The following is a 25301-nucleotide window of genomic DNA, read 5'->3' as shown; positions in this document are numbered from 1 at the left end:
GAAAGATTCGCGCCAGCACCTCCCATCTTGTGACTTATTGGTCGATTTGTTGGGGTATGTCTCGCCGCAAGCGGAATTTCCGGCTTTCACATAATTTTCACGTCCTTTTGACGCGCTCCTGATGTGGTGTTCGCCAGTATCGCCCCATAAACACAACAGGAGACCCCCATGAAAACCTCAAATAGATCCATCGTTTCGAAGTTGGCCGTGGCACTGCCGCTGGCAGCGGTGATTGCTGGCTGTTCAAGCGATAACAACAACAATGACAACGTCATTGAATTTCCACCGGCGGCGGAAGAACCTGCGGCCAGTGGCTTTATTCAGGTAGTGCATGCGTCAGTGGATGCGCCGGCGGTAAACGTACTGCTCAATGGCAGCGTGGCGATCGAAGGTCTGGATTATGCCGAGACCAGCGGCTTTGCCGAGCTGGATACGGGCAGCTACGACATTGCTGTGGAAGGCATCATCCCCGGTGGTAACGCCGCCGTGATCGAAGTCGCGGGCTTCAGCATCGAAGAAAACGCCCGTCCGACGGTGATTGCCGTGGGTAATGTTGCGGATATCGCGCCGCTGGTGGTCAACGAATCAGCTTCCGAGCCCGCCGAGACCGAGGTTGCATTGACCGTAACCCACGCCGCGCCAGATGCGCCGCGGGTTGATGTGTACCTGAGTGCACCTGAGGATGATTTTGCCAGCCTTTCTGCGGCCTTCGCGTTTGAGTTCGGTGAGTCCATTGACGCTGGCGTGGTGATGGCGGAGCCGGTACGGATCCGTGTGGGTCTGGAAGATGATGTGGTTTACGACTCCGGTACCGTGGATCTCACCGCGTTCGCCGGTCAAAAACTGCTGGTGACCGCGATTGCTGCGGAAAACAGCACCGAGGCGGCCGCGTCACCGGTCAAACTGCTGGTGACTACCGAGCAGGGCGAGTCGGTTGAGATCCTAGATATGGACACCAATGCCGGTGTGCGCGTGGTTCACCTGTCTCCTGATGCCAATGCCGCGGTCATGTCGGCGGGTGTCGACAGTGGCAACGTGGAAGTATTTGCTACCAGTGAGGTGCTGGGGATGGATCCGGTGGAGCTAATCGCTGGTTTCAATTACCTGGATCAGTTCCCGGGTGAAAGTGCCTACGCCGGTGTGCCAGCCGCGAGCTACGTATTTGATGTGGCCCCTGACACCGATATGGTGGGTGACAGTGTGTTTATGTCCGGCGAAGTCGCACTGGAAGCCGGTACCGAGTACACCGTGGTCGCCGCGGGTCGCGTACTGGGCACCCCGGCTTTCGGCCTGCTGCCCACCGTCGACGCGAACCGTGCCGTAGCCACGGAAGCTTCCGTGAAGGTGATTCACGGTGCGCCGGCGGCCGGCGAGGTGGATGTGTACGTTACCGCCGCTGGTGAATTCTCGGCGATGGATGTGGAAGGTGGCATGGCCGGTGCGCCACTGCTGACTGACTTCGCCTTTGGCGATATCACCGACTACGTAACCGTTGCGACAGGCGCCTACGATATCCGCGTGGTTGCTGGCGGCATGGTGGCGATCAACGTCGAGAACTTCGAGCTTGGCGGTGGCGTTGTGGCCAGCGTGCTGGCTTACGGCCCGAGTGAGCAGGGCGGTACCACTGCAGATTTCGGTGTCGTGGTGCTCACCAACTGATTTACGTATGATTTCTCAGAGCTATCTAAGCGTTACATAAGATGTGCGTGCGGGCCCCCATGGGCCCGCATTTTTCATTATTGGCAAACGAGCGAGGGCATTGGTGATGCAACAAAACGGCACGGTTTTGCTCATTGAAGACCATCGCGATATTGCGGAAATGATTACCGCTTACCTCGAGGGACGCGGGTTTACGGTGGACTACGCCGCGGATGGTGTGACCGGCTTGCACCTGGCGACTACCAAGCCCGTAGACCTGGTGGTTCTCGACCTTTCGCTGCCCGGTATCGACGGGCTCGAGATTTGCCGCGCGATCCGTGAGCACGCCAAGCTCGATACCCCGATCATTATGTTGACCGCGCGCGACACGCTGGATGAAAAAATTCTCGGGCTGAATGCCGGTGCCGATGATTACCTGGTGAAGCCGTTTGCCATCCGCGAACTGGAAGCGCGCGTTAATGCCCAGTTGCGCCGCAATCGCTCCGAACTCACGCGGGATAAACTCGTGGTGGGTGCGCTGGAGCTGGATAAGAGTACCTTGCAGGTACAGCGGGATGGGCAGGATATCCGGCTGCCCCCAATTGGTTTGCGTTTGCTCGAGGCGTTGATGCGCAGCTCTCCGGCGGTGATGAGCCGCGCAGAGCTGGAGCGCAAGGTTTGGGGCGACATACTGCCCGACAGTGACACCCTGCGCAGCCATATGTACAGCTTGCGCAAGAAAGTCGACAAGCCCTTCGCACAACAAATGATTCTGAATCACCCCGGCAGTGGTTATCAGCTGGTGGTACCCAATGCGAAATAACCGCCTGCAGGACAAAATCTTTCGCACCTTTGTTCTGCAGGGGTTGTTGATTGGCTTTGCCGTGATCCTCGGGGTGCTGTTGACCAACTGGTTACTGTCCCATCTATTGGTACAGGAAGCGCTGGAGCGGGAAACCGCCCATTACTGGCAGCTGGTGGAAGAAAATCCGTCGGTACAGCTCTCCAATTCCCTGAACCTGCAGGGTTACCTGTTTCCGCGGGACGCGTCCGCATTCCCCTGGCGAATGGCAACCGACGTGGCCGACGGCTACCACGAAGTAAAGGCCGACGAGTTCAATTCGCTGTATGTGAGTTCGCGCGGTGGCCAGCGCATGTTCCTGTTTTTCAACCGCTCCGGGGTCAACAGCCTGATCTCACTCTACGGCCTGGTGCCGCTGGCAGTGGTGCTGCTGCTGCTGTATCTGGTGCTGTGGTTCAGTTACCTGCGGGCGCGGCGCGCGGTTTCCCCGACAATCGAGCTGGCCCGGCTGATCAATATGTTGCCGGAAGAAAAAGGCGAGGTGGATCTGGCGGACCTGTTGCCCATGAGCCTCGACACCGAGGTGGCCATGCTAGTGGACGCGATCGAGCATTATCGCGGCAGGATCGCGCGTTTTGTCGACCGGGAACGTGCATTTTCCCGCGATGCCAGCCACGAGCTGCGCACGCCGATCACCGTGATTGCCATGTCCGCAGAGCTGCTTGCTGCGAAACCGGAAATATCAGCAGCAGATCTCAAGCTGGTCGATAGAATCCAACGCGCCTGCCACGATATGCAGGAGCTGATCGATGCGTTCCTCGCGTTGTCGCGCGAGCAGGGTGACGGTCTGCGCACCGAACGCGTGGATGTTTGTGACTTGATTGCGCGGGAGCACGAGGGCATATCCCAATTGGCCGAGCAAAAAGGCATTGCCGTGGAGCTCGTGTGCCACTCGAGTCTGTTGTTGCAAGCGAACAAACGCGTCATTTCAATTCTGGTGGGTAACCTGATCCGCAATGCGGTGAACTACACCGACCGTGGCAAGGTAGTGGTGCGCGTGGGTGACGGGCAGGTGCAGGTGATCGACAGCGGCCGCGGGATCAGTGAGGACAAGCTGGCCAGTATCTATGAGCCACACGTGCGTGGCAGCGAGCAATCTCGCTCCGGTTACGGTGTGGGCCTGGCGATTGTGAAGCGCCTGTGTGAGCAAAATGGTTGGCGGGTATCGCTGGCCAGCGAAGAGGGGGCGGGCACAACCGCCACCCTCCGCTTTGCCTGAGGCCTGGCGCCACTTCCCAATTTTTCAGCGGCGCTGGTTACTTACCAATACAGAAACTGCCGAAAATCTTGCCCAGCAGTTCATCGGCGGTCATGGCTCCGGTGATTTCACCCAGTGACTGCTGAGCCTGGCGTAGATCTTCCGCCAGTAGCTCGCCGGCACCGCTGGCATTGAGTTGCGCTTGGCCGGCGGTGATAAACGCGCGCGCCTGAGCCAGGGCGTCGAGGTGACGGCGGCGCGCACTGAAACTTCCTTCGTTCCCGGACTGATATCCCATGCACTGCTTTAGGTGATCACGCAGTGCATCAATCCCCGCACCAGTTTTGGCGCTGATCGCGACCACCGGTACCCCGTCGCTGTGGACTTGTAGTCCGGCGGTGTAGTCGGTGAGATCGAGTTTGTTGACCACAAGGGTCAGTTTGTCTGGGTCCGGCAGTTGGGCGGTGAATTCCGGCCAGGCTTGCTCGGGGTCCAGGCTGGTGACTTCTGCAGCATCCACCACCAGCAGTACGCGATCGGCGCTGTGAATCTCATCCCAGGCGCGCTGCATGCCAATCTGTTCGACCTGGTCCGGGGATTCCCGCAAGCCGGCGGTGTCGGCGATATGCAGGGGCATGCCATCGATGTGGATATGCTCCCGCAACACATCGCGGGTGGTGCCGGCGATGTCGGTGACGATGGCCGAGTCTTTGCCAGCCAGTGCATTCAACAGGCTGGACTTGCCCGCGTTGGGTTTACCGGCGATGGCCACCTGCATTCCCTCGCGCATGATCGCACCCTGGCGCGCTTCCGCTTCCACGCTGTCTAGTTGGGCCAACAGCGCCTCAATGTCGGCGGCAACTTTGCCATCGGCGAGAAAATCGATTTCTTCTTCAGGAAAATCAATCGCAGCTTCGACATAGATACGCAAATTCGTCAGTTTTTCCGCTAAATCTTCGATTTTTTCGGAGAATACTCCCTGCAGCGAGCGCAGCGCGTTTTGCGCGGCCTGGGCCGTTCCGGCGTCAATCAGGTCGGCAATGGCTTCCGCTTGGGCCAGATCGAGCTTGTCGTTGAGAAATGCGCGCTCAGAAAACTCGCCGGGGCGTGCCTGGCGGGCGCCCATATCGATAAGTGCGGCGAGCAGCGTATCGAGAATTACCGGGCCTCCATGGCCCTGCAGTTCCACCACATCCTCACCGGTGAAGGAGTTGGGTCCGGGGAAGTAGAGCGCCAGCCCCTGGTCGAGGAGTTGCTTCCGATGGGTGAAATCGCAGTAGTGGGCAAAGCGGGGTTTGAAGGCTTTGTTACACAGCTGTTCGCCGATCTTGCGTGCGTCTTGTCCGGACAGGCGGATCACGCCGATGCCGCCACGGCCCGGTGGGGTGGCGACGGCGGCGATGGTGTCTTTGCTGAGGCTTTGCAGGGACATAGTTTGAGTTTATCCGACTTTCAACAACGGGCTTTACGAACAGGCTGCGCGCATGGGGTTCACCAACAAGAAGGGCCGCTAGTAGCGGCCCTTCTGGATTTCACGATCGCGCAAATTACTTGTCTGCGGATTCGACCTGTTTGTTGATAAACCAGGTCTGTGCGATCGAGATCAGGTTGTTCGCGATCCAGTACAGAACCAGTCCGGCCGGGAACCACAGGAAGAAGAAGGTCATCATGATTGGCATCAGCTGCATGATCTTCGCCTGGGTGGGATCGGTGGGCTGTGGCTGCAGCTTCTGCATCAGCCACATGCTGGCACCCATAATCACCGGAAGGATGAAGTAGGGGTCTTTAACCGACAGGTCGTGAATCCAGCCGATCCAGGGTGCGTGGCGCAGCTCCACGGTTTCCATCAGCATCCAGTAGAGGCCGATAAACACCGGCATCTGCAGCAGGATCGGCAAGCAGCCACCCACGGGATTGATCTTCTCCCGGCGGTACAGCTTCATGGTTTCTTCCGCGAGCTTCTGGCGGTTGTCCTTGTACTGCTCCTGCAGCTTTTTCATCTGCGGGGCGAATTTGCGCATGCGTGCCATGGACTTGAGGCCAGCGGCAGACAGCGGATAGAGCAGCGCCTTGATGAATACGGTCAGCAGGATAATTGCCCAGCCCCAGTTGGCGACCAAGTGCTCATGAATCCAGTGCAGTACGCGGAACATGGGCTTGGCCAGCCACCACAACCAGCCGTAATCTACGGTCAGGTCCAGGTAGGGGGAAATCTCTTCCAGACGGTATACATCTTTTGGACCGACATAGAAGTCGGCGGCCACAGTACCCTGCTGGCCCGGTTCGATGCGCAGCTGTGGGCTGGTGAAGCCCATGCTGAACAGACCGTTGCCGATGGGCGCCAGGGTAAAGGTGTTGAGGTCTTGCTGGTTTGGAATCCAGGCACTGAGGAAATAGTGTTGCACCATGGCAACCCAGCCACCCTGAATGGTTTCGGTGGTCGGGCGCTTGGCGATGTCTTCGAAATCCTGCTTGAAGTAGTTCTCTTCGCTGGTGTGCAGGGCGGCGCCAAGGAATGGTGCCATGCCGATACCCATGTCGACTGGCGGCTCCTGGGCGTCGCGGATAATCTCCCCACACATGCCCGCAAGCAGCGGTTTGTCGCGGCCGTTGTCCACCAGGTAGGCAACGTTGATCAGGTAATCGCCGCGGGTAAAGGTAAAGCGTTTGGTGAAGCCAATGCCGTTCTGGGATTGCTTAAGCTCTACCGTGAGGGTGTCTTTACCTTCCTGCAGCGCGTACTCGCTGGCATCGCTGGTGAACGCCGGGCGTGCGGCGGAGCAGCTGCCTTTACCGCCGACGAGGCCGCTGCGCGCAATATAGGTATGGCTGCGGGTTTGGTTGAGCAGGATCAGCGGGCGATCTGGCGTATTCAGTTCTTCATGGAACTGGCGCAGTGCGACTTTCACAATGTCGCCACCTTGTGGGTCGATCAGCAGGCTCAGAGTGTCGGTTTCGACGCTGATCAATTTAGGCTGCGTGGTAGTGCCAACTTCCGGGATACTGCCTTCAGGAAGATCGCTGCCGGCGGTGGACTGGGCCTGGCTGCTGGGAAGGGTTTCCGTATCGGTGTTCTGGTGGTTCACCACGGTGGTCTGGTCGATCGTCGGGGCGTGTTGCTCCTGGAAAGCGTTCCACTGGTAAATCAGTGCCAGAAGGACAGCGGCGATGCCGCCGACCAGCGTGTAGCGTTGCCAATCCATTATGTCGTTAGCCTTGTTGCGTTGGCGGCGTTCTATCGTTCGCCGGTGTTTCGGTTGCTTGTTGCGCCGGTGGTACGTAATCGAATCCGCCCGGATGCCAGGGGTGGCATTTTATAAGGCGGCGCAGGGTTAAATAACCCCCTTTGCAGAATCCGTGAGTTTTAAATGCTTCTTCGGCATAACAGGAGCAAGTGGGGTAGAAGCGGCACTGGTTGCCAACCCACGGACTGGCGATGAGGCGGTACAACTTGATCAGTCGGATAGCCAGCCAGGTCATGGGGTGTTCTCGCCGCCGCTATCGCTTTCTGGCGGTGCAGTCTGGCCGCCCTTGTTGGCAGCCGGTTTGCGTCGCGGGGGCCGTTTACCGCCCCTCGAGCCGCGCTTTGGTCCCGGTTGCTCGGGCTGCGGGTTGCGCGCGCGTTGGTCGAGCTTGCGCCACAGTTTATTGAATATCTTGGCGAGAGCCGCATTATCCAGTTCGCCGGCACCTGCGCGGGCGAGTACCACGGCGTCGAGCGGGAACAGATCATTCTGGCGCAGACGAAATGTTTCACGGGCAATACGTTTAATACGATTGCGATCGGTGGCGTTGCGGACGTGCTTTTTAGCAATAACGAGACCGAGCCTTGGGTGAGACAGCTCGTTCGGGCGGGCGAGGATCAGGAATTGCGGTTGCGCTGCGCGAACCGGAGCGGAATCAAATACGGCGCGATAGTGCGCCGCATTGAGCAGCCGCAGCGGCTTGGCGAATGCGAAGTCGCTGCGTGAACACTGCATGATGATTCAGTGGCAAGTATAAGGTTGCTCGCTAGGCGGCAATCTTAGGCGCACAGAACCTTGCGGCCCTTGGCGCGACGACGGGCCAGGATTTTACGGCCGTTTTTGGTTGCCATACGAGCACGGAAACCGTGGGTACGTGCGCGCTTCAAGTTGCTGGGCTGAAATGTACGTTTCATTTTGTTACTACCTGGATTGTTGTCCTGGAGTCGTGTCCGGGAAGTTTGGGTAATTCTTTACCGCGCTTGGCTATAGCCCGTTAGCGGTGTGCCAAGTCTTGCGAACCGGGCAAAGGTTATCGCGGGCTATGCGCTGCGAAGGCGGCGGATTGTATAGAAAGAAGCCAGTTAAAGCAACGATTCCTGAGTGACGCAATGGAATCTTGGCGAGTGAATCTGCGTTCGCGCGTCTTGTGCTTAATGCATCAGGTCGAGTGTTGTTTCCTTTTATATAGGTAGTGTGCACGGCGCTGGGGGAGAAGCGTTTTGTCCTTGTTCATTGGGTGAATTGCGCGCCACACAGGTAAGTCCCTGTATTGTCTGCACTATTTTCGAGAGTTCACCGTTTGACCCCAAGGTATTCACAGCTCCCTGTGGATAAATTTAAGGGGCGGTTGTGAGTGGTTAGCTCAATTTGTAGTCAAGTGGTTGATATTGCTAGTCTTTCTTACCAAAAAGTTGTCCCCAAATGTGGTGGAGTTGTGGATAACCCTGCGCCCAACCGATATACTGTCGGCCTTCATTTGAGGTGATGCCCGCGTTTCTTGGGGGCGGCCCACAGCGATAGTGTGGCCGGTATTGGCGGGCGCAGTTGTACCTCAATTTGTCTTTCTTAGGGGGTTCCTTGTCTGATTCCATCTGGAAGCAGTGTGCTGCCTGTTTGCAGGATGAATTGCCACCACAGCAGTTCAATACCTGGATTCGGCCGCTGCGCGTCGCGGATGCCGGTGCTGAGAGCGCTGAAGGCGAGCTGCGTCTGGTGGCGCCCAACCGTTTTATTCTCAATTGGGTAAGCGACAAATTTCTCGACCGTATTCGTGAGTTGGCGCAGCAGTTTGCCGGTCGCGTGATCGGCGTCGAGGTGGTGGCGCTTGACCGTCGCACGTCCCGTTTCCGTCGCAGCCTCAATGGTGACAGCGCTTATTCCGGTTACCAGCAGAATACTGGTCATGGCCGTGTTGATCAGGGCTACGGCGGCGCGTCCAACGTTGTATCGAACAACGTAGCGCAGTCAGGTGTACAGCCTGCGCACGCGGCGGTTGCCAGCGTTCCGGCGGCGAGTTCCGCGGAGGCAGCACCAGCAAGTTACTCCACGCCAGAAGTGGGGCGTTCCCCGTTGCCCGTTTCTCCTGCACCGGCGCCGTTGCCGATTAATCGTTCGCTGCCGGGCATGGATTCCCATGAGAACCTGGCAGCGGAAGCTGCTGGCGCGGACGCATTGAGTGCGGCAGAGAAGTTGCCGGCGGATCTACATAACGGTGAAGCCGTGCCAAGCGGTTTACCCGCAGGGGCCGGTGGTCAGCGTAAGGTGGAAGTAGAAGGGGCGATCAAGCACGGAAGTGCGCTGAATCGCGGTTTCACTTTTGCCTCCTTTGTTGAGGGTAAGTCGAACCAGTTGGGTTTGGCTGCGGCACAGCAGATTGCCGATAACCCCGGTGGTGCCTATAACCCACTGTTTATCTACGGTGGTGTTGGTCTGGGTAAGACGCACCTGATGCATGCCGTAGGCAACGCATTGGTTGAGCGCAACCCCAATGCCAAGGTTGTGTATTTGCACTCCGAGCGCTTTGTAGCGGATATGGTGAAGGCGTTACAGCTGAACGCGATCAGTGATTTCAAACGCTATTACCGTTCCGTGGATGCGTTGTTGATCGACGATATCCAGTTTTTCGCCGGCAAAGAGCGCTCGCAGGAAGAGTTTTTCCATACCTTCAACGCACTGCTTGAGGGTGGTCAGCAGATCATTCTGACCTGTGATCGCTATCCGAAAGAGATCGACGGCCTGGAAGAGCGGCTCAAGTCGCGATTCGGCTGGGGGCTTACCGTAGCGGTTGAGCCGCCAGAGCTGGAAACCCGTGTGGCGATTTTGATGAAGAAGGCCGAGCAGGTGGGTGTGGAGTTACCGCCGGATTCAGCGTTCTTTATTGCGCAGCGTATTCGTTCCAATGTGCGTGAGCTTGAGGGTGCATTGCGCCGGGTGATTGCCAACGCTCAGTTCACCGGTCGTGCTATCGACGATATTCTGGTACGCGAGGCGCTTAAAGATCTGCTGGCGCTGCAGGACCGCCTGGTAAGCATCGATAATATCCAGCGCGTGGTGGCGGAGTATTACAAGATCAAGGTGGCGGACTTGCTTTCCAAGCGCCGCAGTCGCTCCGTAGCGCGCCCCCGTCAGGTGGCTATGTCGCTGGCCAAGGAGTTGACCAACCACAGTCTCCCTGAGATTGGCGATGCCTTTGGTGGTCGCGATCACACTACCGTGTTGCATGCCTGTCGCAAGATCAAGGAACTGCAGGAATCCGATGGTGATATTCGCGAAGACGTACGTCTGCTAACGCGCTCTTTAACCACCTAACTGTTTGATATTTAATAATTTTTACTACTGCTCGTGATGGCGGTAGGATAAAAACGACCTAACGTAGATCAAGGCAATAATTATGAAATTCAGCGTGAGCCGTGATGCCCTGGTAAAACCACTGCAACTTGTTGCGGGTGTGGTAGAAAAGCGTCAGACACTGCCGGTACTGGCGAATGTACTGATGCAACTGCAAGGGCAGGAGCTGTCGCTAACCGGTACCGACCTGGAAGTAGAGATTGTTGGTCGTCTGCAACTTGAGCAGCCGGCCGAGATGGAGGGTGAGGTAACCGTTCCGGCACGCAAGCTGCTCGATATCTGTCGTTCGCTGCCCGACGGCGCGGAGCTAAAGTTTGAGCGCGATGGTGAGCGCCTGGTGCTGCGCAGTGGCCGCAGCCGTTATCAGTTGTCTACGCTGCCCGCCAGTGACTTCCCGAATCAGGAAGAAACCACAGCACAGAGTCGTTTCTCAATCTCGCAGCGTGAGATTCGCCGCCTGATTGATGCCACCGGCTTTGCCATGGCGCAGCAGGATGTTCGCTACTACCTGAATGGTTTGTTGTTGGAGTGTCGCCCGCAGCAGTTGCGCGCGGTGGCTACCGATGGCCATCGTCTGGCCCTGTGTGATCGCGATGCGCTGGGCCTTAATGTTGATGCGCCGATTCAGGCAATCGTCCCGCGTAAAGGGGTGCTTGAGCTTGCCCGCCTGCTGGAGGATTCTGACGCGAGTGCCGAGGTAGTGCTGGGGAATAACCATATTCGGGTGGTTTGCGGTCAGTTTACCTTCACTTCCAAGCTTGTTGACGGCAAGTTCCCGGATTACGAGCGCGTTTTGCCGCGCGGTACCGGTAATGAAGTGTTTGCCGACCGTCTGGCACTGCGCCAGGCATTCCAGCGCGCAGCGATTCTCTCCAACGAAAAGTATCGCGGTGTACGCCTGCAGTTATCCGAGGGTTTGTTGCAGATTGTGGCGAATAACCCGGAGCAGGAAGAGGCTGAGGAGCAGCTGATGGTCGACTACCACGGCGATCCGCTGGAGATTGGTTTCAACGTCGGCTATCTGCTGGACGTTACCGGCGCCATCCACAGCGATCAGATTCGTATTGGCCTCGGCGATGCGAATAGCAGTGCGTTGCTGCAGCAGCCGGAAGAGGGCGATGCGGTGTATGTGATTATGCCGATGCGTTTGTAAGCAACGGTATGGCAGCAGTTCGCTTGTCGAGAGTGTTGTAATTGAGCTGGTTACGCACTTTGTCGCTGGAGACCGCCACCCCTTGGGGCCGGCGGTCTTTTCGTATCTGTAGTTCGCTATTTTGGGTTTGAGTGTGGCTCTATCTCGTGTAGTTCTCACAAATTTTCGCAATATCCAGCACGCTGACGTGGTGTTGGATGGTGTCGTGCACCTGTTTTGCGGTGCGAATGGCAGCGGCAAGACTTCGTTGTTGGAAGCAGTGCATACGCTGGCTAGCGGTCGCTCTTTTCGTTCGCGACAGAGTCAATCACTCATCCGCTATGGTGCGGAATCGCTCGCGGTGTTCGGCCGCTTGCGCAGTGGCGTCGCACTGGGTGTTGAGAAGCTGCGGGATGGTAAGGGGCGCATACGTATCAACCAATTGCCCGCCAGCTCCAGCTCGGAGCTTGCAGCATGCCTGCCGCTGCAGGTAATTAATAGCGACAGTTTTTCTGCGCTGGACGGTGGTCCCGGGGTACGCCGGCAGTTACTGGATTGGACAGTGTTCCACGTGGAACATTCGTTTTCCGGGCAGTGGAAGGTGTACCAAAGCGCGCTAAAGCAGCGCAATGCACTGCTTCGTCGTGGTAAAATTGACTCGGATTTGCTGGCCCCTTGGGAGCAACAGCTCTTGTCCGCAGGGGAGGTGGTTCACCAGGGTCGCTATGAGGTCTTTCAGAGGCTGAAGGTCCTTTTTAAGGAGCGCCTTGATGAATTGCCCCGGGACGTTTTTGGCGATCTGGATGTTCAGTATCGCAGCGGCTGGAAGCGCGAATTGAGTCTGGCAGAGGCCCTTGAGTCATCTCGAACTGGTGATTGCGAACAGGGTTTTACCCGCATTGGACCCCATCGCGCCGACCTTCGGTTCAGCATCAATGGGCAGCCAGCGGAAGCCGTGTTGTCCCGTGGCCAACAAAAGATGGCTGTGTGCGCACTGCGTACCGCGATGGCTGCGACGGTGGGTGGCTCGGAAAAACCATTGTTTTTGGTGGATGATTTACCTGCGGAGCTAGATGACGCCAATCAGGCTCTGTTTGCCCGCTGGGTGCGTGATACGGCCAGCCAAGTACTTGTCACAGGTATTGACCCAGAGACAACACAGCGGGCTTGGAAGACGCTCGACGGCGCTTGGGGTAACCCACAGATGTTCCACGTGGAACATGGTTGTATTGAAGACTTTGACCTAAGCGGTTAGCTGTTAAGAATTCGAACCTCGGTGTTTGCCTTTGTTGGCGGACGCCCGAAAAACAAAAACGCATTTATTTCTAGAAGAGATTAGGCCGCACACTTACCGTGCCGGCGGAATGGAGCAACAGAATGTCGGAAGAGAATAACTACGATTCCAGTAGCATCAAGGTACTGAAGGGCCTGGATGCGGTGCGCAAGCGCCCGGGAATGTATATCGGCGATACCGACGACGGCACCGGCCTCCACCATATGGTATTTGAGGTGGTGGATAACTCCATTGATGAGGCCCTTGCGGGGCACTGTGACGAAATCCGAGTGACCATTCACCCGGACGAGTCGGTCAGTGTCTCCGATAATGGCCGTGGTATTCCTACCGAAATACACCCGGAAGAGGGTGTTTCTGCCGCTGAAGTAATCATGACGGTACTGCACGCCGGTGGTAAGTTCGACGATAACACCTACAAGGTGTCTGGTGGACTGCACGGTGTTGGTGTTTCGGTGGTAAATGCACTGTCTGAAGAGCTGAAACTGACCATTCGCCGTGGTGGCAAAATCCACGAGCAGGTCTATCGCCACGGCGTACCCGATGCGCCCCTGACCGTTGTTGGCGACAGTGAAACCAGCGGCACCAGCGTGCACTTCAAGCCCTCCGCGGACACCTTCACTAATATCGAATTCCATTTCGAGCAGCTTGCCAAGCGCCTGCGCGAGCTCTCCTTCCTGAATTCCGGGGTACGTATCGTCCTGCGTGACGAGCGCAGCGGTAAAGAAGAAGTTTATGAGTACGAGGGCGGCCTGCACGCCTTTGTGGAGTTCCTGAACCAGAACAAGACGCCGATCAACAAGGTCCTGCACTTCCAGAATCAGCGTGAAGACGGTATCGCGGTAGAAGTTGCCCTGCAGTGGAACGACTCCTTCCAGGAAAATATCTACTGCTACACCAACAATATTCCCCAGAAAGACGGCGGTACCCACCTGGCGGGCTTCCGTGCAGCGCTTACCCGCGGACTTAACAGTTACATCGAGAAAGAAGGTGTTGGTAAAAAAGACAAAGTCAGCACCACCGGCGATGACGCCCGCGAAGGTTTGACTGCCATTATCTCGGTGAAAGTACCTGATCCTAAATTCTCCTCCCAGACCAAAGACAAGCTGGTGTCTTCCGAAGTGAAGCCGGCGGTCGAGCAGGAAATGGGGCAGTCTTTTAACGATTACCTGCTGGAGAACCCGCAGGAAGCCAAGGCAGTTGTCGGTAAGATGATCGACGCGGCCCGCGCGCGGGAAGCAGCGCGTAAAGCACGCGAGATGACCCGCCGCAAGGGTGCCCTGGACATCGCTGGTCTGCCCGGCAAGCTGGCCGACTGTCAGCAGAAAGATCCCGCGCTGTCCGAACTCTACCTGGTGGAGGGTGACTCCGCGGGTGGTTCTGCGAAGCAGGGCCGCGACCGCCGTACCCAGGCGATCCTGCCGCTGAAAGGTAAGATCCTCAACGTCGAAAAAGCGCGTTTCGACAAGATGCTGTCCAGTGCCGAGGTCGGCACTCTAATTACCGCGCTGGGCTGCGGTATTGGTAAAAGTGAATTTAACCCGGACAAACTGCGCTACCACTCCATCATTATCATGACGGATGCGGACGTGGACGGTGCCCACATTCGTACGCTACTGCTCACCTTCTTCTTCCGTCAAATGCCGGAGCTGATTGAGCGCGGACACATCTTTATTGCCCAGCCACCACTGTACAAGATTGGTAAGGGCAAACAGGAGCAGTACCTGAAGGATGAGGCTGCCCTGACCCAGTTCCTGACCAACGCGGCTCTGGAAAGCGCCACTTTGTTTGTAAACCCGCAAGCTCCAGGCCTGTCCGGCACCGCACTCGAATCCCTGGTAAAAGAGTACCGCGGCGTAATGGCGACCATCGACCGCCTGTCGCGCCTGTATCCGGAAGAAGTGCTGCAGAGCATGGTTTACCTGCCGGCAGTAAAGCCAGAGCAGCTTCAGTCGAGCGAGGCCATGGCCGACTGGGCTAACCAGCTACAGACCCGTCTGGAGCAGGAAGGCGAGGGTGGCGGCCGCCGCCACAGCGTTAGCGTAACGGAAGACCAGGAGCGCAATCTGTTCCTGCCAACCATCGATATCGTTGCCCATGGTGTAAGCAGCCGCTATACCGTCAACCACGAGTTCTTCGAGTCAGCGGAATACCGCGCTATCTGCCAGCTGGGCGAAAAGCTGCAGGGTTTGCTGGAGGAGGGTGCTTATATTCAGCGCGGCGAGAAACAGCAGCCGGTATACAGCTTCCCGGAAGCGCTTGCCTGGTTAATGAATGAGAGCCGTCGCGGTTACAGCATCCAGCGCTATAAAGGTTTGGGCGAAATGAACCCCGAACAGTTGTGGGAAACCACCATGAACCCGGAAACCCGCCGTATGCTTCAGGTGACCGTGGAAGACGCCATCGCTGCCGACCAGATTTTCACCACGCTGATGGGCGATCAGGTAGAGCCGCGTCGCGAATTTATCGAGAGTAACGCACTGGCGGTGGAGAACCTGGACGTTTAAAGTCACCCCTACTGCTAATCTCACAATCGAAAGCCCGTGCGGTAACAACCACACGGGCTTTTTGGTAAGTAAGTGTTTACTTTATGTTAGCCGGCAGCGCATCACGATCTCATCCTGGCCGGCGCTTGCATTGAAAGTCCGCTCCAATTCGGCAAAGCCGTGCTGCTGTAAGAAGTAGCGGCCGCGCAAGTTTTCCTCCAGCACCACCGATGTGAGCTCAACCTGGCCGAACTTGGCCTGTTCCATTAACTCGCTGCCAACACCGTGCCCCTGCTCGCCTGGCGACACAAAAATCGTCTGCACCTGATGATCATCACCCACGGTTACCAGTCCCTCGGCGGTGGCACTGCCAGGGCGTGCATACACCCAGTGCACGTCAGCTGCCGGCTCACCACGGTTCCACGGGCCGCACTGTGCCCTGAGCTTGCGCCGCATGGCGCGGCCCTGTTCTGACCAATAACTAACAGGAAGGCTCGGGTGTGCCGTAGATGCCAGAAAAAGCCATAGCTGTAGCAGTCGTTCTATATCCGATTCCTGCAAGGGTCTCAGCATAACAACTCCCGAATTATGTCGATGCAGTAGCAGATGGTAGCTTCCCGCGCCAGTGGCTCCTAACCGAACATCCAGTCGATCGGGGACCGAAAATTGGCACGAAAGTTCCACAAAAACAGAGTTCTACACAGTGACAAAGATCGCTTTGTAAAATATAATAATTCTCATTAACTATCGTAATGAGAGATGTACACAAGGAGCGTCACTTGGCCCGCTTTACCCTCGCCCCGATCTCTGTTGCCCTGCTCGCAAGCCTGAGCACCGGCGCTTTCGCTGAAGAAAAAACCGAAACTCTGGAAACGATTTCCGTTCTCGGCGACACCACGCAGATCGAAAAACTCCCAGGTTCAGCGCATCTGGTAAGCGCTGAAGATCTGGAAAAGTTCGAGTTTGTTGATATCAACCGCATGATGCGTGCGGTACCGGGCGTCTACCTGCGTGAAGAAGACGGCTATGGCCTGCGTCCAAACATTGGTATTCGCGGCGCCGATGGTGGCCGTTCCGGCAAGATCTCTTTGATGGAAGACGGTGTGTTGGTTGCGCCGGCTCCATATTCCGCGCCCGAGGCCTACTACTTCCCGACCGCTGGTCGCCTGAGCAGCATCGAAGTACTCAAGGGCCCATCTACACTGAAGTACGGACCGTTCACTGTTGGCGGTGCGGTGAATATGATCAGTACGCAAATCCCCAGCGAATCTACTGGCAAGGTACAACTGGAAGCGGGTCAGTTTGGCGAGAACCGACTGCACACCTATTACGGTGACAGCACCGAAACCACTGGCTGGTTGATCGAAACCCACCAGCAACGCGCAGACGGTTTCCGTGACATCGATCGCGCTGACAGCGCCGATATCAACAAGGAAGACTACCTGCTAAAAGGCCGCCTGAACTCCGCCGAAGGAGCCAAGTACGCTCAGCAGCTGGACGTGAAGTTGCAGTACTCGGAAGAAGAGTCTGGCATGAGCTACCTCGGTCTCACCGACGCCGATTTCGCCGCCGATCCGAATCGCCGCTATGGCATCAGTGCCCTAGACGAGATCGAAAACCGCCACAGCACCGTACAGCTGAACCACTCCATTGCTCTCAGTGAAAGCTTCAGCCTGAACACCCAGGCCTATTACAACAAATTCAAGCGCGACTGGTTCAAGGTGAGCCTCGGCGGCCTGATCGATGCAGCCAATGCTGGCGATCCCGATGCACAGGCCGTGCTTGACGGGACCTTGGACTACGAGGGTGTTGGTATCAAACACAACGACCGCACCTACGTATCCCGCGGTCTGCAAGTAAGTGCTAACTGGCAGTTCCAGACCGGCACCATCGCCCATGATCTGGAATTCGGCGTGCGCGATCACTACGACGATATCGACCGTTTCCAGCCGGTCGATAACTACAACCAGGTTAATGGCGAACTCGTATTTGTCGACATCACCGACCCTAGCTCGAGCAACAACCGCATCGGTAAAGCAGATGCCACGTCCCTGTTCGTGTATGACCAGATTCAGGTAAATGATGCCCTCGCATTGACCGCCACACTGCGCTACGAAGATATCGAAACCTCACAGCAGCGTTACAACGATGTCGACCGCAGCGAAAAAGGCAGCTACCGCGAAAATTCCCTGAGCGAATGGTTACCGGGCCTGGGTCTGACCTATCAGCTGACCGAATCCGTTACCTTGCTGGCTGGAGCCCACCGCGGCTTTGCGCCTCCCGGTTCCGGCGCTTCTGACGGCGAGGCCGGAGACCTGTCCTCTAACTACGAGTGGGGCGCGCGCTTCGACAATGGTAGCCTGCGTACCGAAGTGATCGCCTTCTACAGCGATTACGAAAGCACCGTACAAAACTGTTCCGTGGCCGTTCCGTGCGCAAACGGTGACGACAGTGGCACCTACGCATTGGGTGAATCAGAAATTAAAGGTGTTGAGGCTCTGGTGGCAACCGAATGGTCGCTGGCGAACGGTTGGCTGATTCCGCTGAGCGCCAGCTACACCTGGACCGATGCTGAAATCACTCGCGACAATGTGGCGGAAGACATCCTTGCGGGAGACAACTTCGCCTACCTGCCGGAGAACGTATTTGCGGTCACCACCGGTATCGATAGCGGTGCCGAATGGCGTGTAAACCTGACTGCCGCCTATCAGGATGACATGTGTGTCGATAACGCCTGTAATCGCGGCGACGTCGACCAGTTCGCGCGCACCGAGTCCCTGTGGGTAGTCGATGCGGCTGCGCACTACGACTTCAGCGAAGATCTGGCAGGCTACCTGAAGATCGACAACCTGCTGGACGAGCAGGCGATTATCAACCGTGCCCCAGATGGTGCGCGCGCCAATCGCCCGCGTACCGCTTCTGTTGGTGTGACTTACAGTTTCTAATTCCTGAAGTTGCACGACATAAAAAAACCCGGCCATTGCCGGGTTTTTTTATGTCTCAACAATAACTATTGCAGCGTGCCGCTCAGGTGCACAAAGTGCGCCTTGAGATAGCGTGTCTCTGCAATCGCCGGGTGTACCGGGTGATCCGCACCCTGACCGCCACTGCCGATGACGCTGATATTCTTGTCCAGGTGGCGACCAGCCCCACGCAGGATTTCCAGCAGGGTATCCGATGCCAGGTGCATGGAGCAGGAGGCACTCACCAACACCCCATTCTTCTCAAGCAGGCGCAGCGCCAGCTCATTGATATGTCGATAGGCCGCCTCGCCGGACTTCTGATCCTTGCGGCGTTTAATAAACGCCGGCGGATCCAGCACCACCGCATCGTAACGTTCGCCACTGGCGATCAACGATTTCATCGCATCGATCGCCTTGCCCTGAATGGTAATCAGATCTTCTTTGCGCTTGTTGAGCGCAGCATTTTCCTCGCACCAGTCCAGTGCCTGACCGGACGCATCCACGCAGGTTACTTCTGCAGCGCCGTGAGCAAGTGCTTGCACACCCCAACCGCCGGCATAGGAAAACAGATCCAGCACGCGACGGCCTTTCACCCAGCGGTTTAAATGGGCGCGATTGTCGCGGTGATCGTAAAACCAACCCGTCTTCTGTCCCTGGTACACCGGCGCCAACAGCGGTACCCCATTTTCCTCAAATGGCACCATCTGCGGCACTTCACCGTAAGCGACTTCACACAATTCGGGTAGTTCTTCCACCTTGCGACCCTGGTGATCGTTGCGCAGCAAAATACCCTGTGGCTTACACAGTGCCTGCAGTGCATTCACAATGTCTTCGCAAAACAGCTCCATGCCCCAGCTACTGATTTGTACCACCAGATAACCACCAAAGCGATCCACCACAAGGCCCGGCAAGCCGTCGGAGTCTCCATACACCATACGGTAACTGGGATGATCGAAGTACCGCTCGCGCAAAGCCAGAGCCTGCTCCAGTCGCCGCTGCAAAGTCTTACGCGTGAACGCACCCTTGCGCGACACCAGACGCGCACAGATCAGTTGATTTGGATTAACCAGCGCATAACCCTGGCTCTTGCCATTACTATCCAGAACTTCACATTGACTGCCGGGCTCGATTCCCTTTAGCGGACTGCGCTTGGTGTCCACCTCGTTGCTGTAAATCCACAGGTGCCCCATCTTCAGACGGCGCTCGGCACGTGGGTTGAGAACTAATTGATGCACGGGAAAAACTCCGGTTTGGCTGCGGGGGCGCCATTGTTCGTATCCGCGCCTGCGAATACAAGAGAGAATTGTGATTGGCCTGCTAACACTCTAGTGGAAAGCTACGGCGGAAATACGCTTAATCACCGCGCTGCGGGCAGCTGATAAATAGATGAGTTATTGAAGAAGCTTGCGCGCGTAGTACGGCTGCGAAATGGATGAATGCCGTCGGCGCATGCGCCAACAGCGATCGCCTAAGACAGAATGAAGTCGGCAAATTCGGCGAGGTTTTGCATCACCCGGGTCTCAGCGAGACTCGCATCTGGGTTCTGCATCAGCTCCGCCAGCGTTTGTTGACCGCAGCCGGTCTGAAGCAGCACCGGTTTACAACCCTTGGCCACGGCACAGTAGAGGTCTTTGGCGCGGTCGCCGACAAAAAAACAGTCGTGCAAACTCACATCAAATTCCGCTTCGATAGCGTCGAGCAAACCGGTTTTCGGCTTGCGGCAGCGGCAGTTGTCCTCGTCACTGTGCGGGCAGTAGAAGATGCCGGCGACTTCGCCGCCGGCATCTTCTACCTGTTCGCGCAACATCGCGTGAATGGCTTCCAGATCGTCCAGATCAAACAGGCCGCTGGCGAGGCCACTTTGATTGGTGGCAATCACCAGCTGATGGCCGGCCTGGCTGAGACGCGCCATTGCTTCGATGCTGCCAGGTATCGGCGCCCACTCCGCCGCACAGGTAACATGGTTACCGTTGGGCTGATTGATGACGCCGTCGCGATCGAGAACAATAATGCTCATAGCCTGCGCTTTACTTCGCCGGTGCCAGCAGTGAAATGTCTGCCGCTTCCAGGAAGAGTCCGCGCAACTGAGCCAGCAGGGCCAGGCGGTTGTTGCGCAGCTTTTCATCCTCGGCCATAACCATTACGCCGTCAAAGAAGGCATCGACCGTGTCGCGCAAACCGGACAGGCCGGCGAGACCCTCTTCAAAACGGGCTTCGGCATACAGCGGGTTTACGGCGTCAGCGGCATCGCGCACCGCCAGATACAGTGCCTTTTCTGCATCTTCTTCCAGCAGCGCCTGATCGACCTCGTTCGGCGCGGGGCCGTCGAGCTTGGCGAGGATATTGGATACACGCTTGTTGGCTGCCGCCAGCGCTTCCGCTTCTGGCAGCTGGCTGAAGCTGTGCACCGCCTTCACCCGGTTGTCGATATCCAGTGGACGCGACAGCTTGCGTGCGGATACCGCGAGGAATACTTCGGCCTTGATACCGGCGTCTTCATAACGGGCGCGGAAGCGCTCGATCATGTAAGCGAGGGTTTGCTCAACCACATTGTCGTACTCGGCCAGTGCGGTGCGCGGATAACCATCGCGGGCCAGGGTGAGCAGTTCGCGCAAATCCAGATCGATATTCTTTTCTACCAGCAGACGCAACACGCCAAGGCTGGCACGGCGCAGCGCGAATGGGTCGCGTGAGCCGCTGGGTGGCTGGCCAATACCGAAGATACCGACCAGGGTATCGATGCGATCGGCCAGGGCGACGATGGTGCCGGTCTCGGTTTGCGGCAATTCATCGCCGGCAAACTTTGGCATGTATTGCTCATACATGGCCTTGGCCACGTCGAGTTGTTCGCCATCGTTTTCTGCATAGTAATAGCCGGCGATGCCTTGCATATCCGCGAACTCAAATACCATTTCGGTAACCAGGTCCGACTTACACAGTTTTGCCGCGCGCTCCGCGAGCGCTGCGTCGCCGTTCAGCTTCTCGGCGATCGCTGCCGCCAATTTGGCCAGGCGCTCGGTCTTGTCGTAAACGGTTCCCAGCTTTTGCTGGAACACGATGGACTTGAGCTTTTCACGGCGCGCTTCGAGGCTGGTTTTTTTATCCGTTTCGAAAAAGAAGGCAGCATCGGAAAGGCGCGGACGGATCACACGCTCGTTACCTTCGATCACCTGCTTGGCGTCGGTGCTTTCGATATTGGAGACGGTAATAAAGAACGGCATCAACTTGCCGTCTTCGTCCACCACATGGAAATATTTCTGGTGTTCCTTCATCGAAGAAATGAGTGCTTCTGCGGGAACCTCGAGGAAGCGCTTCTCGAAGCGTCCGGTCAGCGCCACCGGCCACTCGACGAGTGCCGTCACTTCGTCCAGCAGATCGTCATCGATTACCGCCACACCGTTTACATTATTGGCTTCCGCCTGAACCTGCTCACGGATCATTTCCTTGCGCGTGGCGAAGTCCACAATCACGAAGCCGGGATCGCGCAATTGCTGAACGTAATCGTTGGCAGAGGCCACGGTGAGTTCGCGGTTACAGTGGAAGCGGTGACCGCGGGTGGTGTTGCCGGCTTTCAGTCCGAGTACCTCGGCATCCACAACCTGATTGCCGAACAGCATGATCAGCCAGTGGACCGGGCGTACGAATTCTTCTTTGCGTGCACCCCAGCGCATGCGTTTTGGAATAGGCAGTTGCGCCAGGGATTTGTTGACGATGTCACCCAGCAGGTCCTGGGTCGCTGCGCCTTTCTGTTCGCTGATAAATGCCAGGCGTTCGCCCTTGTCGGTTTGCACGCGCGCAAGCTCGTCAACGCTGACGCCGGCACCGCGCGCGAAACCCTGCGCGGCCTTGGTCGGGTTGCCGTCCTTATCAAACGCCGCGGCCACGGCGGGGCCGTGCTTTTCGATTTGTTTATCTTGCTGTTGCTCGGCCAGGTCGCTCACCGACACTGCCAGGCGGCGCGGGCTGGCAAACGCATTTACCTCGCCGTATGCGAGCTCAGCGTCTTTGAGACCCTGTTCGATACCTGCGGCGAAGGCTTGCATCAATTTGTGCAGCGCTTTTGGGGGCAGCTCTTCGGTGCCCAGCTCAACCAGAAAATCCTGAGCCATTACTTCTTCTCCTTCTGCGCATCGAGTTGAGCAAGTACGTCGTTGCGAGCCTGTTCGGTTGCCAGTGGGAAACCGAGCGCATGGCGCGCGTCAAAATAGGCCTGGGCGACTGCCCGCGCCAGGGTGCGCACACGCAGAATAAAGCGCTGGCGCTCGGTGACGGAAATCGCGTGGCGCGCGTCCAGCAAATTAAACGCGTGGGAAGCTTTCATTACCTGCTCGTATGCAGGCAGCGGCAGGCCCAGTTCGATCAGGCGCTGGCTTTCGCGCTCGCAGTGATCGAAGGTCGCGAACAGGAATTCGACATCCGCGTGCTCAAAGTTGTAGTGGGACATTTCCACTTCGTTCTGGTGGAAAACGTCACCGTAGGTCACCGCGTTGCCTTCCGCATCGCGGGTCCATACCAGGTCGTAGATGGATTCCACGCCCTGCAGGTACATGGCAATACGCTCGATACCGTAAGTGATCTCGCCGGTAACCGGATAGCATTCGATGCCGCCGACTTGCTGGAAGTAGGTGAACTGGGTCACTTCCATACCGTTCAGCCAAACTTCCCAGCCGAGACCCCAGGCACCCAGGGTCGGGGATTCCCAGTTATCTTCAACAAAACGAATGTCGTGTACCGCGGGGTCGATACCCAGTGCGCGCAGGCTGTCCAGGTAGAGTTCCTGGATATTCGACGGCGACGGCTTCATTACCACCTGATACTGGTAGTAGTGCTGCAGGCGGTTGGGGTTCTCACCGTAACGGCCATCGGTAGGGCGACGGCACGGCTGCACATAGGCCGCATTCCAGGTTTCCGGGCCGATGGCGCGCAGGAAGGTTGCGGGGTGGAAGGTGCCAGCGCCCACTTCCATATCCAGAGGCTGTAGAATGACGCACCCTTGGCGCGCCCAGTATTCCTGCAGGGTAAAAATCAGTCCCTGAAAGGTGCTCAGATCCTGCGCAGGGGCAGAACCGCTGGTTTGTTGCTCGGACACCACAATCTCCGGTTTCAGCTGGGTGGAATAGACAAGGGGCGCAATTATAGCGGCAGCCGGTTGCACGCTAAACAGCGCGCAGGGATTTGATGGCCACAATCTGGCCTATATAAGACGATCACCGGAAAAAACATGAACATGAGTGGGCTCAGGCCCTGACAAGAAGGATGTAACGGTTGGATATCAAAGGGCAATTGGCCGCAGGCGCCTTGAAGTTGATCGGACAACTGCCACTCAAGTGGTCGCGGCGCCTCGGCGGTTTCACGGGCCACTGTGCCGTCGCGACCCGCGCAAACAGTCTGCGGGTGAGTCGCATCAATCTGGCACATTGCTATCCGGAAATGCAGGAAAAAGCACGCGAACAGCTCGCTCGTCAGAGTGTGGTGAATACCGCCATGACGGGTTTTGAAGTCGCCAGCCTGTGGCGCCAGTCATGGAGTCTGGCGGAAGACAGTATCGAACGCATCCGCAACCAGCAGTTGCTCACCGAGGGTGTCAGCGAGGGGCGCGGCGTATTGGTACTCGCGCCGCATATCGGCAACTGGGAAATCTTCGGCCAGTACCTGGCCACCGTCGGCCCCACCACCAGCCTGTATGCGCCACCCAAGATTGAGGCACTGGATTCCCTGATTCGCGCCGGCCGTGAAAAAACCGGCGCGAACCTGGTGCCGACCAATGTGCGCGGTGTGCGGGCATTGCTCAAGGCGTTGAAAGCCGGTGGTATCGTCGGCGTCCTGCCGGATCAGGAGCCGGATCTGTCCGGCGGTGAGTTCGCGCCGTTTTTCGGCCATCCCACCCTGACCATGACGCTCGCCTACAACCTGATCCAGCGCACCGGTTGCAAGGTGGTGTTTGGTTTCGCCAAGCGCCTGGAGCAGGGGTTTGAGTTGGTGCTGTTACCGGCCGAAGAGGCCATTTACAGCGAAGAGGCCAAGGTATCGCTCGCGGCATTGAACCGCGGCGTGGAAGCCTGCATTGCCGAAGCGCCGGAACAATATCAGTGGGAATACAAACGTTTTCGGCGCGCGCCGGAAGGCCGTACCGGCCTGTATAAGAAAAACTAATACTTCTTTCTGCTATCGCTACCAAGCGTACTGTTCCAGAAATAACCCTGCCGCAGCAGTATCCTCTCGGGCCCGGTTCTCGGGCCCAGAGCGCACCATTTCCCCATTTCCCCCCATTGCGCACTAGCCTCCCCTCAACTTTCTAATTTTTCCGCCCGGTTCTTTCCGGAGAGAGTGTTAAGCCTGTGGGATCTTCCCGTGAGCCATATGCTGGAAATTCCCAAATATTGACCTGCCGGTCAAATATCTAAATTAATTTATCCGGGTAAAAACAAGCGCGAATATTACCCGGGTAAATTGATCTATATTAATACCCGGGTAATAATAAGATTGACTACCCATATTTCAGGAGTTGAAATGAAAACGGAATATCTCGCCGTTCACAACGGATCACTAATCGCCCGTGGCGATCTCGAGAGCGTTGTGCGCAAGAGCAGGTCACGGGCGGCGGGCATCGAGCCAGTGGTGATGGCACTGGATACCTGCAAGCGCATTGAGGTGGACTGGCAGGGTGACGTGGAAAGTGTCATCGCGAGGCTTTCTGCGCCAAGCCGCCGCGGGCGGCCGAAGCTGGGCGTTACCTCCCGTGAGGTGACCCTGTTGCCGGCGCATTGGGAGTGGTTGGCGACACAGCGCGGCGGCGCTTCGGTGACGTTGCGACGTTTGGTCGATGCGGCCATCAAAAACGCGACCGCGGAAGAGCAGCTCAGTATTCAGCAAAACCAGCTGTATAAACTGCTCTCGCTTTTTGCTGACGCGCAAGGCTTTGAAGAAGCTGCACGCGCCATGTACCGAAACAGCCGGGCCGGATTTATCGTGGCGACAAAATCCTGGCCCGCAGATGTGAGAGCCGTCCTTTTGGAAAAATTCGATGCCTTTCATACGCCGTCCAATCGAGCTGCCAGTGAGCAAACAGACACGGACTAACTTAGTTTGTGCCGCCGCGGGATTCCTGGAAAATTTCGATTAAGCTCATAGGTAGGTA

Annotated in this window: 20 protein-coding genes; 10 read left to right on the top strand and 10 right to left on the bottom strand. The window is 57.2% G+C overall.

All coding sequences use genetic code 11. From position 1 onward, the window contains the following. The first annotated feature begins 168 nt into the window (after positions 1–168). The 3 genes from KUV22_RS10450 to KUV22_RS10440 all read left to right on the top strand — a co-directional run bounded on the left by KUV22_RS10450 (position 169) and on the right by KUV22_RS10440 (position 3719). Complete coding sequence (locus KUV22_RS10450; RefSeq protein ID WP_222230887.1) at positions 169–1659, top strand: DUF4397 domain-containing protein; 1491 nt, start codon at positions 169–171, stop codon at positions 1657–1659. Between the two features lie 106 nt (positions 1660–1765). Then, entirely contained in the window at positions 1766–2461 is a 696-nt protein-coding gene (locus KUV22_RS10445; RefSeq protein WP_222230886.1) for a response regulator transcription factor, read from the top strand. Further along, complete coding sequence (locus KUV22_RS10440; protein ID WP_077407920.1) at positions 2451–3719, top strand: sensor histidine kinase; 1269 nt, start codon at positions 2451–2453, stop codon at positions 3717–3719. The genes KUV22_RS10445 and KUV22_RS10440 overlap by 11 nt, the downstream gene beginning before the upstream one ends. 37 nt (positions 3720–3756) lie before the next feature. Here KUV22_RS10440 and mnmE read toward each other — a convergent pair whose 3' ends face one another. From mnmE to rpmH, 5 genes are all read right to left on the bottom strand, one after another. Continuing rightward, the gene (gene mnmE / locus KUV22_RS10435; RefSeq protein WP_222230885.1) at positions 3757–5130 is read right to left on the bottom strand and encodes a tRNA uridine-5-carboxymethylaminomethyl(34) synthesis GTPase MnmE; all 1374 of its coding nucleotides are present in this window, start codon (positions 5128–5130) and stop codon (positions 3757–3759) included. A gap of 115 nt (positions 5131–5245) precedes the next feature. Beyond that, entirely contained in the window at positions 5246–6901 is a 1656-nt protein-coding gene (gene yidC / locus KUV22_RS10430) for a membrane protein insertase YidC (protein ID WP_222230884.1), read from the bottom strand. A gap of 7 nt (positions 6902–6908) precedes the next feature. Continuing rightward, entirely contained in the window at positions 6909–7178 is a 270-nt protein-coding gene (gene yidD / locus KUV22_RS10425; protein ID WP_222230881.1) for a membrane protein insertion efficiency factor YidD, read from the bottom strand. After that, positions 7175–7678 carry a ribonuclease P protein component gene (gene rnpA, locus KUV22_RS10420; protein WP_222230880.1) on the bottom strand — a complete coding sequence of 168 codons (504 nt, stop codon included), beginning with the start codon at positions 7676–7678 and terminating at the stop codon, positions 7175–7177. Before rnpA ends, yidD begins: the two co-directional genes overlap by 4 nt. A gap of 44 nt (positions 7679–7722) precedes the next feature. Further along, a complete protein-coding gene (rpmH, locus tag KUV22_RS10415) occupies positions 7723–7857 on the bottom strand; it encodes a 50S ribosomal protein L34 (protein WP_043319858.1) in 135 nt (44 codons plus the stop codon). 664 nt (positions 7858–8521) lie between these two features. Between rpmH and dnaA the strand changes: the two genes are divergently transcribed. From dnaA to gyrB, 4 genes are all read left to right on the top strand, one after another. Then, positions 8522–10252 (top strand): chromosomal replication initiator protein DnaA, encoded by a 1731-nt coding sequence (dnaA, locus tag KUV22_RS10410; RefSeq protein WP_222230878.1) that lies wholly within the window; start codon positions 8522–8524, stop codon positions 10250–10252. Positions 10253–10334: 82 nt separating this feature from the next. Further along, positions 10335–11444, top strand: a complete 1110-nt coding sequence (gene dnaN, locus KUV22_RS10405) for a DNA polymerase III subunit beta (protein WP_222230875.1) — start codon at positions 10335–10337, stop codon at positions 11442–11444. A gap of 133 nt (positions 11445–11577) precedes the next feature. After that, entirely contained in the window at positions 11578–12678 is a 1101-nt protein-coding gene (gene recF / locus KUV22_RS10400) for a DNA replication/repair protein RecF (protein WP_222230872.1), read from the top strand. Between the two features lie 122 nt (positions 12679–12800). Next, positions 12801–15221: a DNA topoisomerase (ATP-hydrolyzing) subunit B gene (gene gyrB, locus KUV22_RS10395; RefSeq protein ID WP_222230870.1), complete on the top strand. Its 2421-nt coding sequence runs from the start codon at positions 12801–12803 to the stop codon at positions 15219–15221. An 81-nt stretch (positions 15222–15302) separates the two neighbouring features. Here the strand turns inward: gyrB and KUV22_RS10390 are convergent, their stop codons facing one another. Next, entirely contained in the window at positions 15303–15773 is a 471-nt protein-coding gene (locus KUV22_RS10390) for a GNAT family N-acetyltransferase (RefSeq protein ID WP_222230868.1), read from the bottom strand. Positions 15774–15979: 206 nt separating this feature from the next. Here KUV22_RS10390 and KUV22_RS10385 point away from each other — a divergent pair, with 206 nt between their 5' ends. Next, on the top strand, positions 15980–18145 hold the full coding sequence (locus tag KUV22_RS10385; protein ID WP_222230865.1) for a TonB-dependent receptor family protein: 2166 nt from the start codon (positions 15980–15982) through the stop codon (positions 18143–18145). Between the two features lie 65 nt (positions 18146–18210). Here the strand turns inward: KUV22_RS10385 and KUV22_RS10380 are convergent, their stop codons facing one another. The 4 genes from KUV22_RS10380 to glyQ all read right to left on the bottom strand — a co-directional run bounded on the left by KUV22_RS10380 (position 18211) and on the right by glyQ (position 23252). After that, on the bottom strand, positions 18211–19398 hold the full coding sequence (locus KUV22_RS10380) for a class I SAM-dependent rRNA methyltransferase (RefSeq protein ID WP_222230862.1): 1188 nt from the start codon (positions 19396–19398) through the stop codon (positions 18211–18213). Positions 19399–19631: 233 nt separating this feature from the next. Continuing rightward, entirely contained in the window at positions 19632–20180 is a 549-nt protein-coding gene (gmhB, locus tag KUV22_RS10375; protein WP_222230859.1) for a D-glycero-beta-D-manno-heptose 1,7-bisphosphate 7-phosphatase, read from the bottom strand. A gap of 10 nt (positions 20181–20190) precedes the next feature. Continuing rightward, complete coding sequence (glyS, locus tag KUV22_RS10370; protein ID WP_222230857.1) at positions 20191–22272, bottom strand: glycine--tRNA ligase subunit beta; 2082 nt, start codon at positions 22270–22272, stop codon at positions 20191–20193. After that, positions 22272–23252, bottom strand: a complete 981-nt coding sequence (glyQ, locus tag KUV22_RS10365) for a glycine--tRNA ligase subunit alpha (RefSeq protein WP_222230855.1) — start codon at positions 23250–23252, stop codon at positions 22272–22274. The genes glyS and glyQ overlap by 1 nt, the downstream gene beginning before the upstream one ends. Positions 23253–23428: 176 nt before the next feature. Here glyQ and KUV22_RS10360 point away from each other — a divergent pair, with 176 nt between their 5' ends. Together KUV22_RS10360 and KUV22_RS10355 are read left to right on the top strand one after the other, a co-directional pair. Continuing rightward, a complete protein-coding gene (locus tag KUV22_RS10360) occupies positions 23429–24316 on the top strand; it encodes a lysophospholipid acyltransferase family protein (protein ID WP_222230854.1) in 888 nt (295 codons plus the stop codon). Positions 24317–24673: 357 nt separating this feature from the next. Next, a complete protein-coding gene (locus tag KUV22_RS10355; protein WP_222230852.1) occupies positions 24674–25243 on the top strand; it encodes a DUF2239 family protein in 570 nt (189 codons plus the stop codon). The last annotated feature ends 58 nt before the right edge of the window (positions 25244–25301 follow it).

This window comes from Microbulbifer agarilyticus (assembly GCF_019800665.1).
Lineage (GTDB): Bacteria > Pseudomonadota > Gammaproteobacteria > Pseudomonadales > Cellvibrionaceae > Microbulbifer > Microbulbifer agarilyticus_C.
This window is presented reverse-complemented; position numbering and strand designations above follow the sequence as displayed.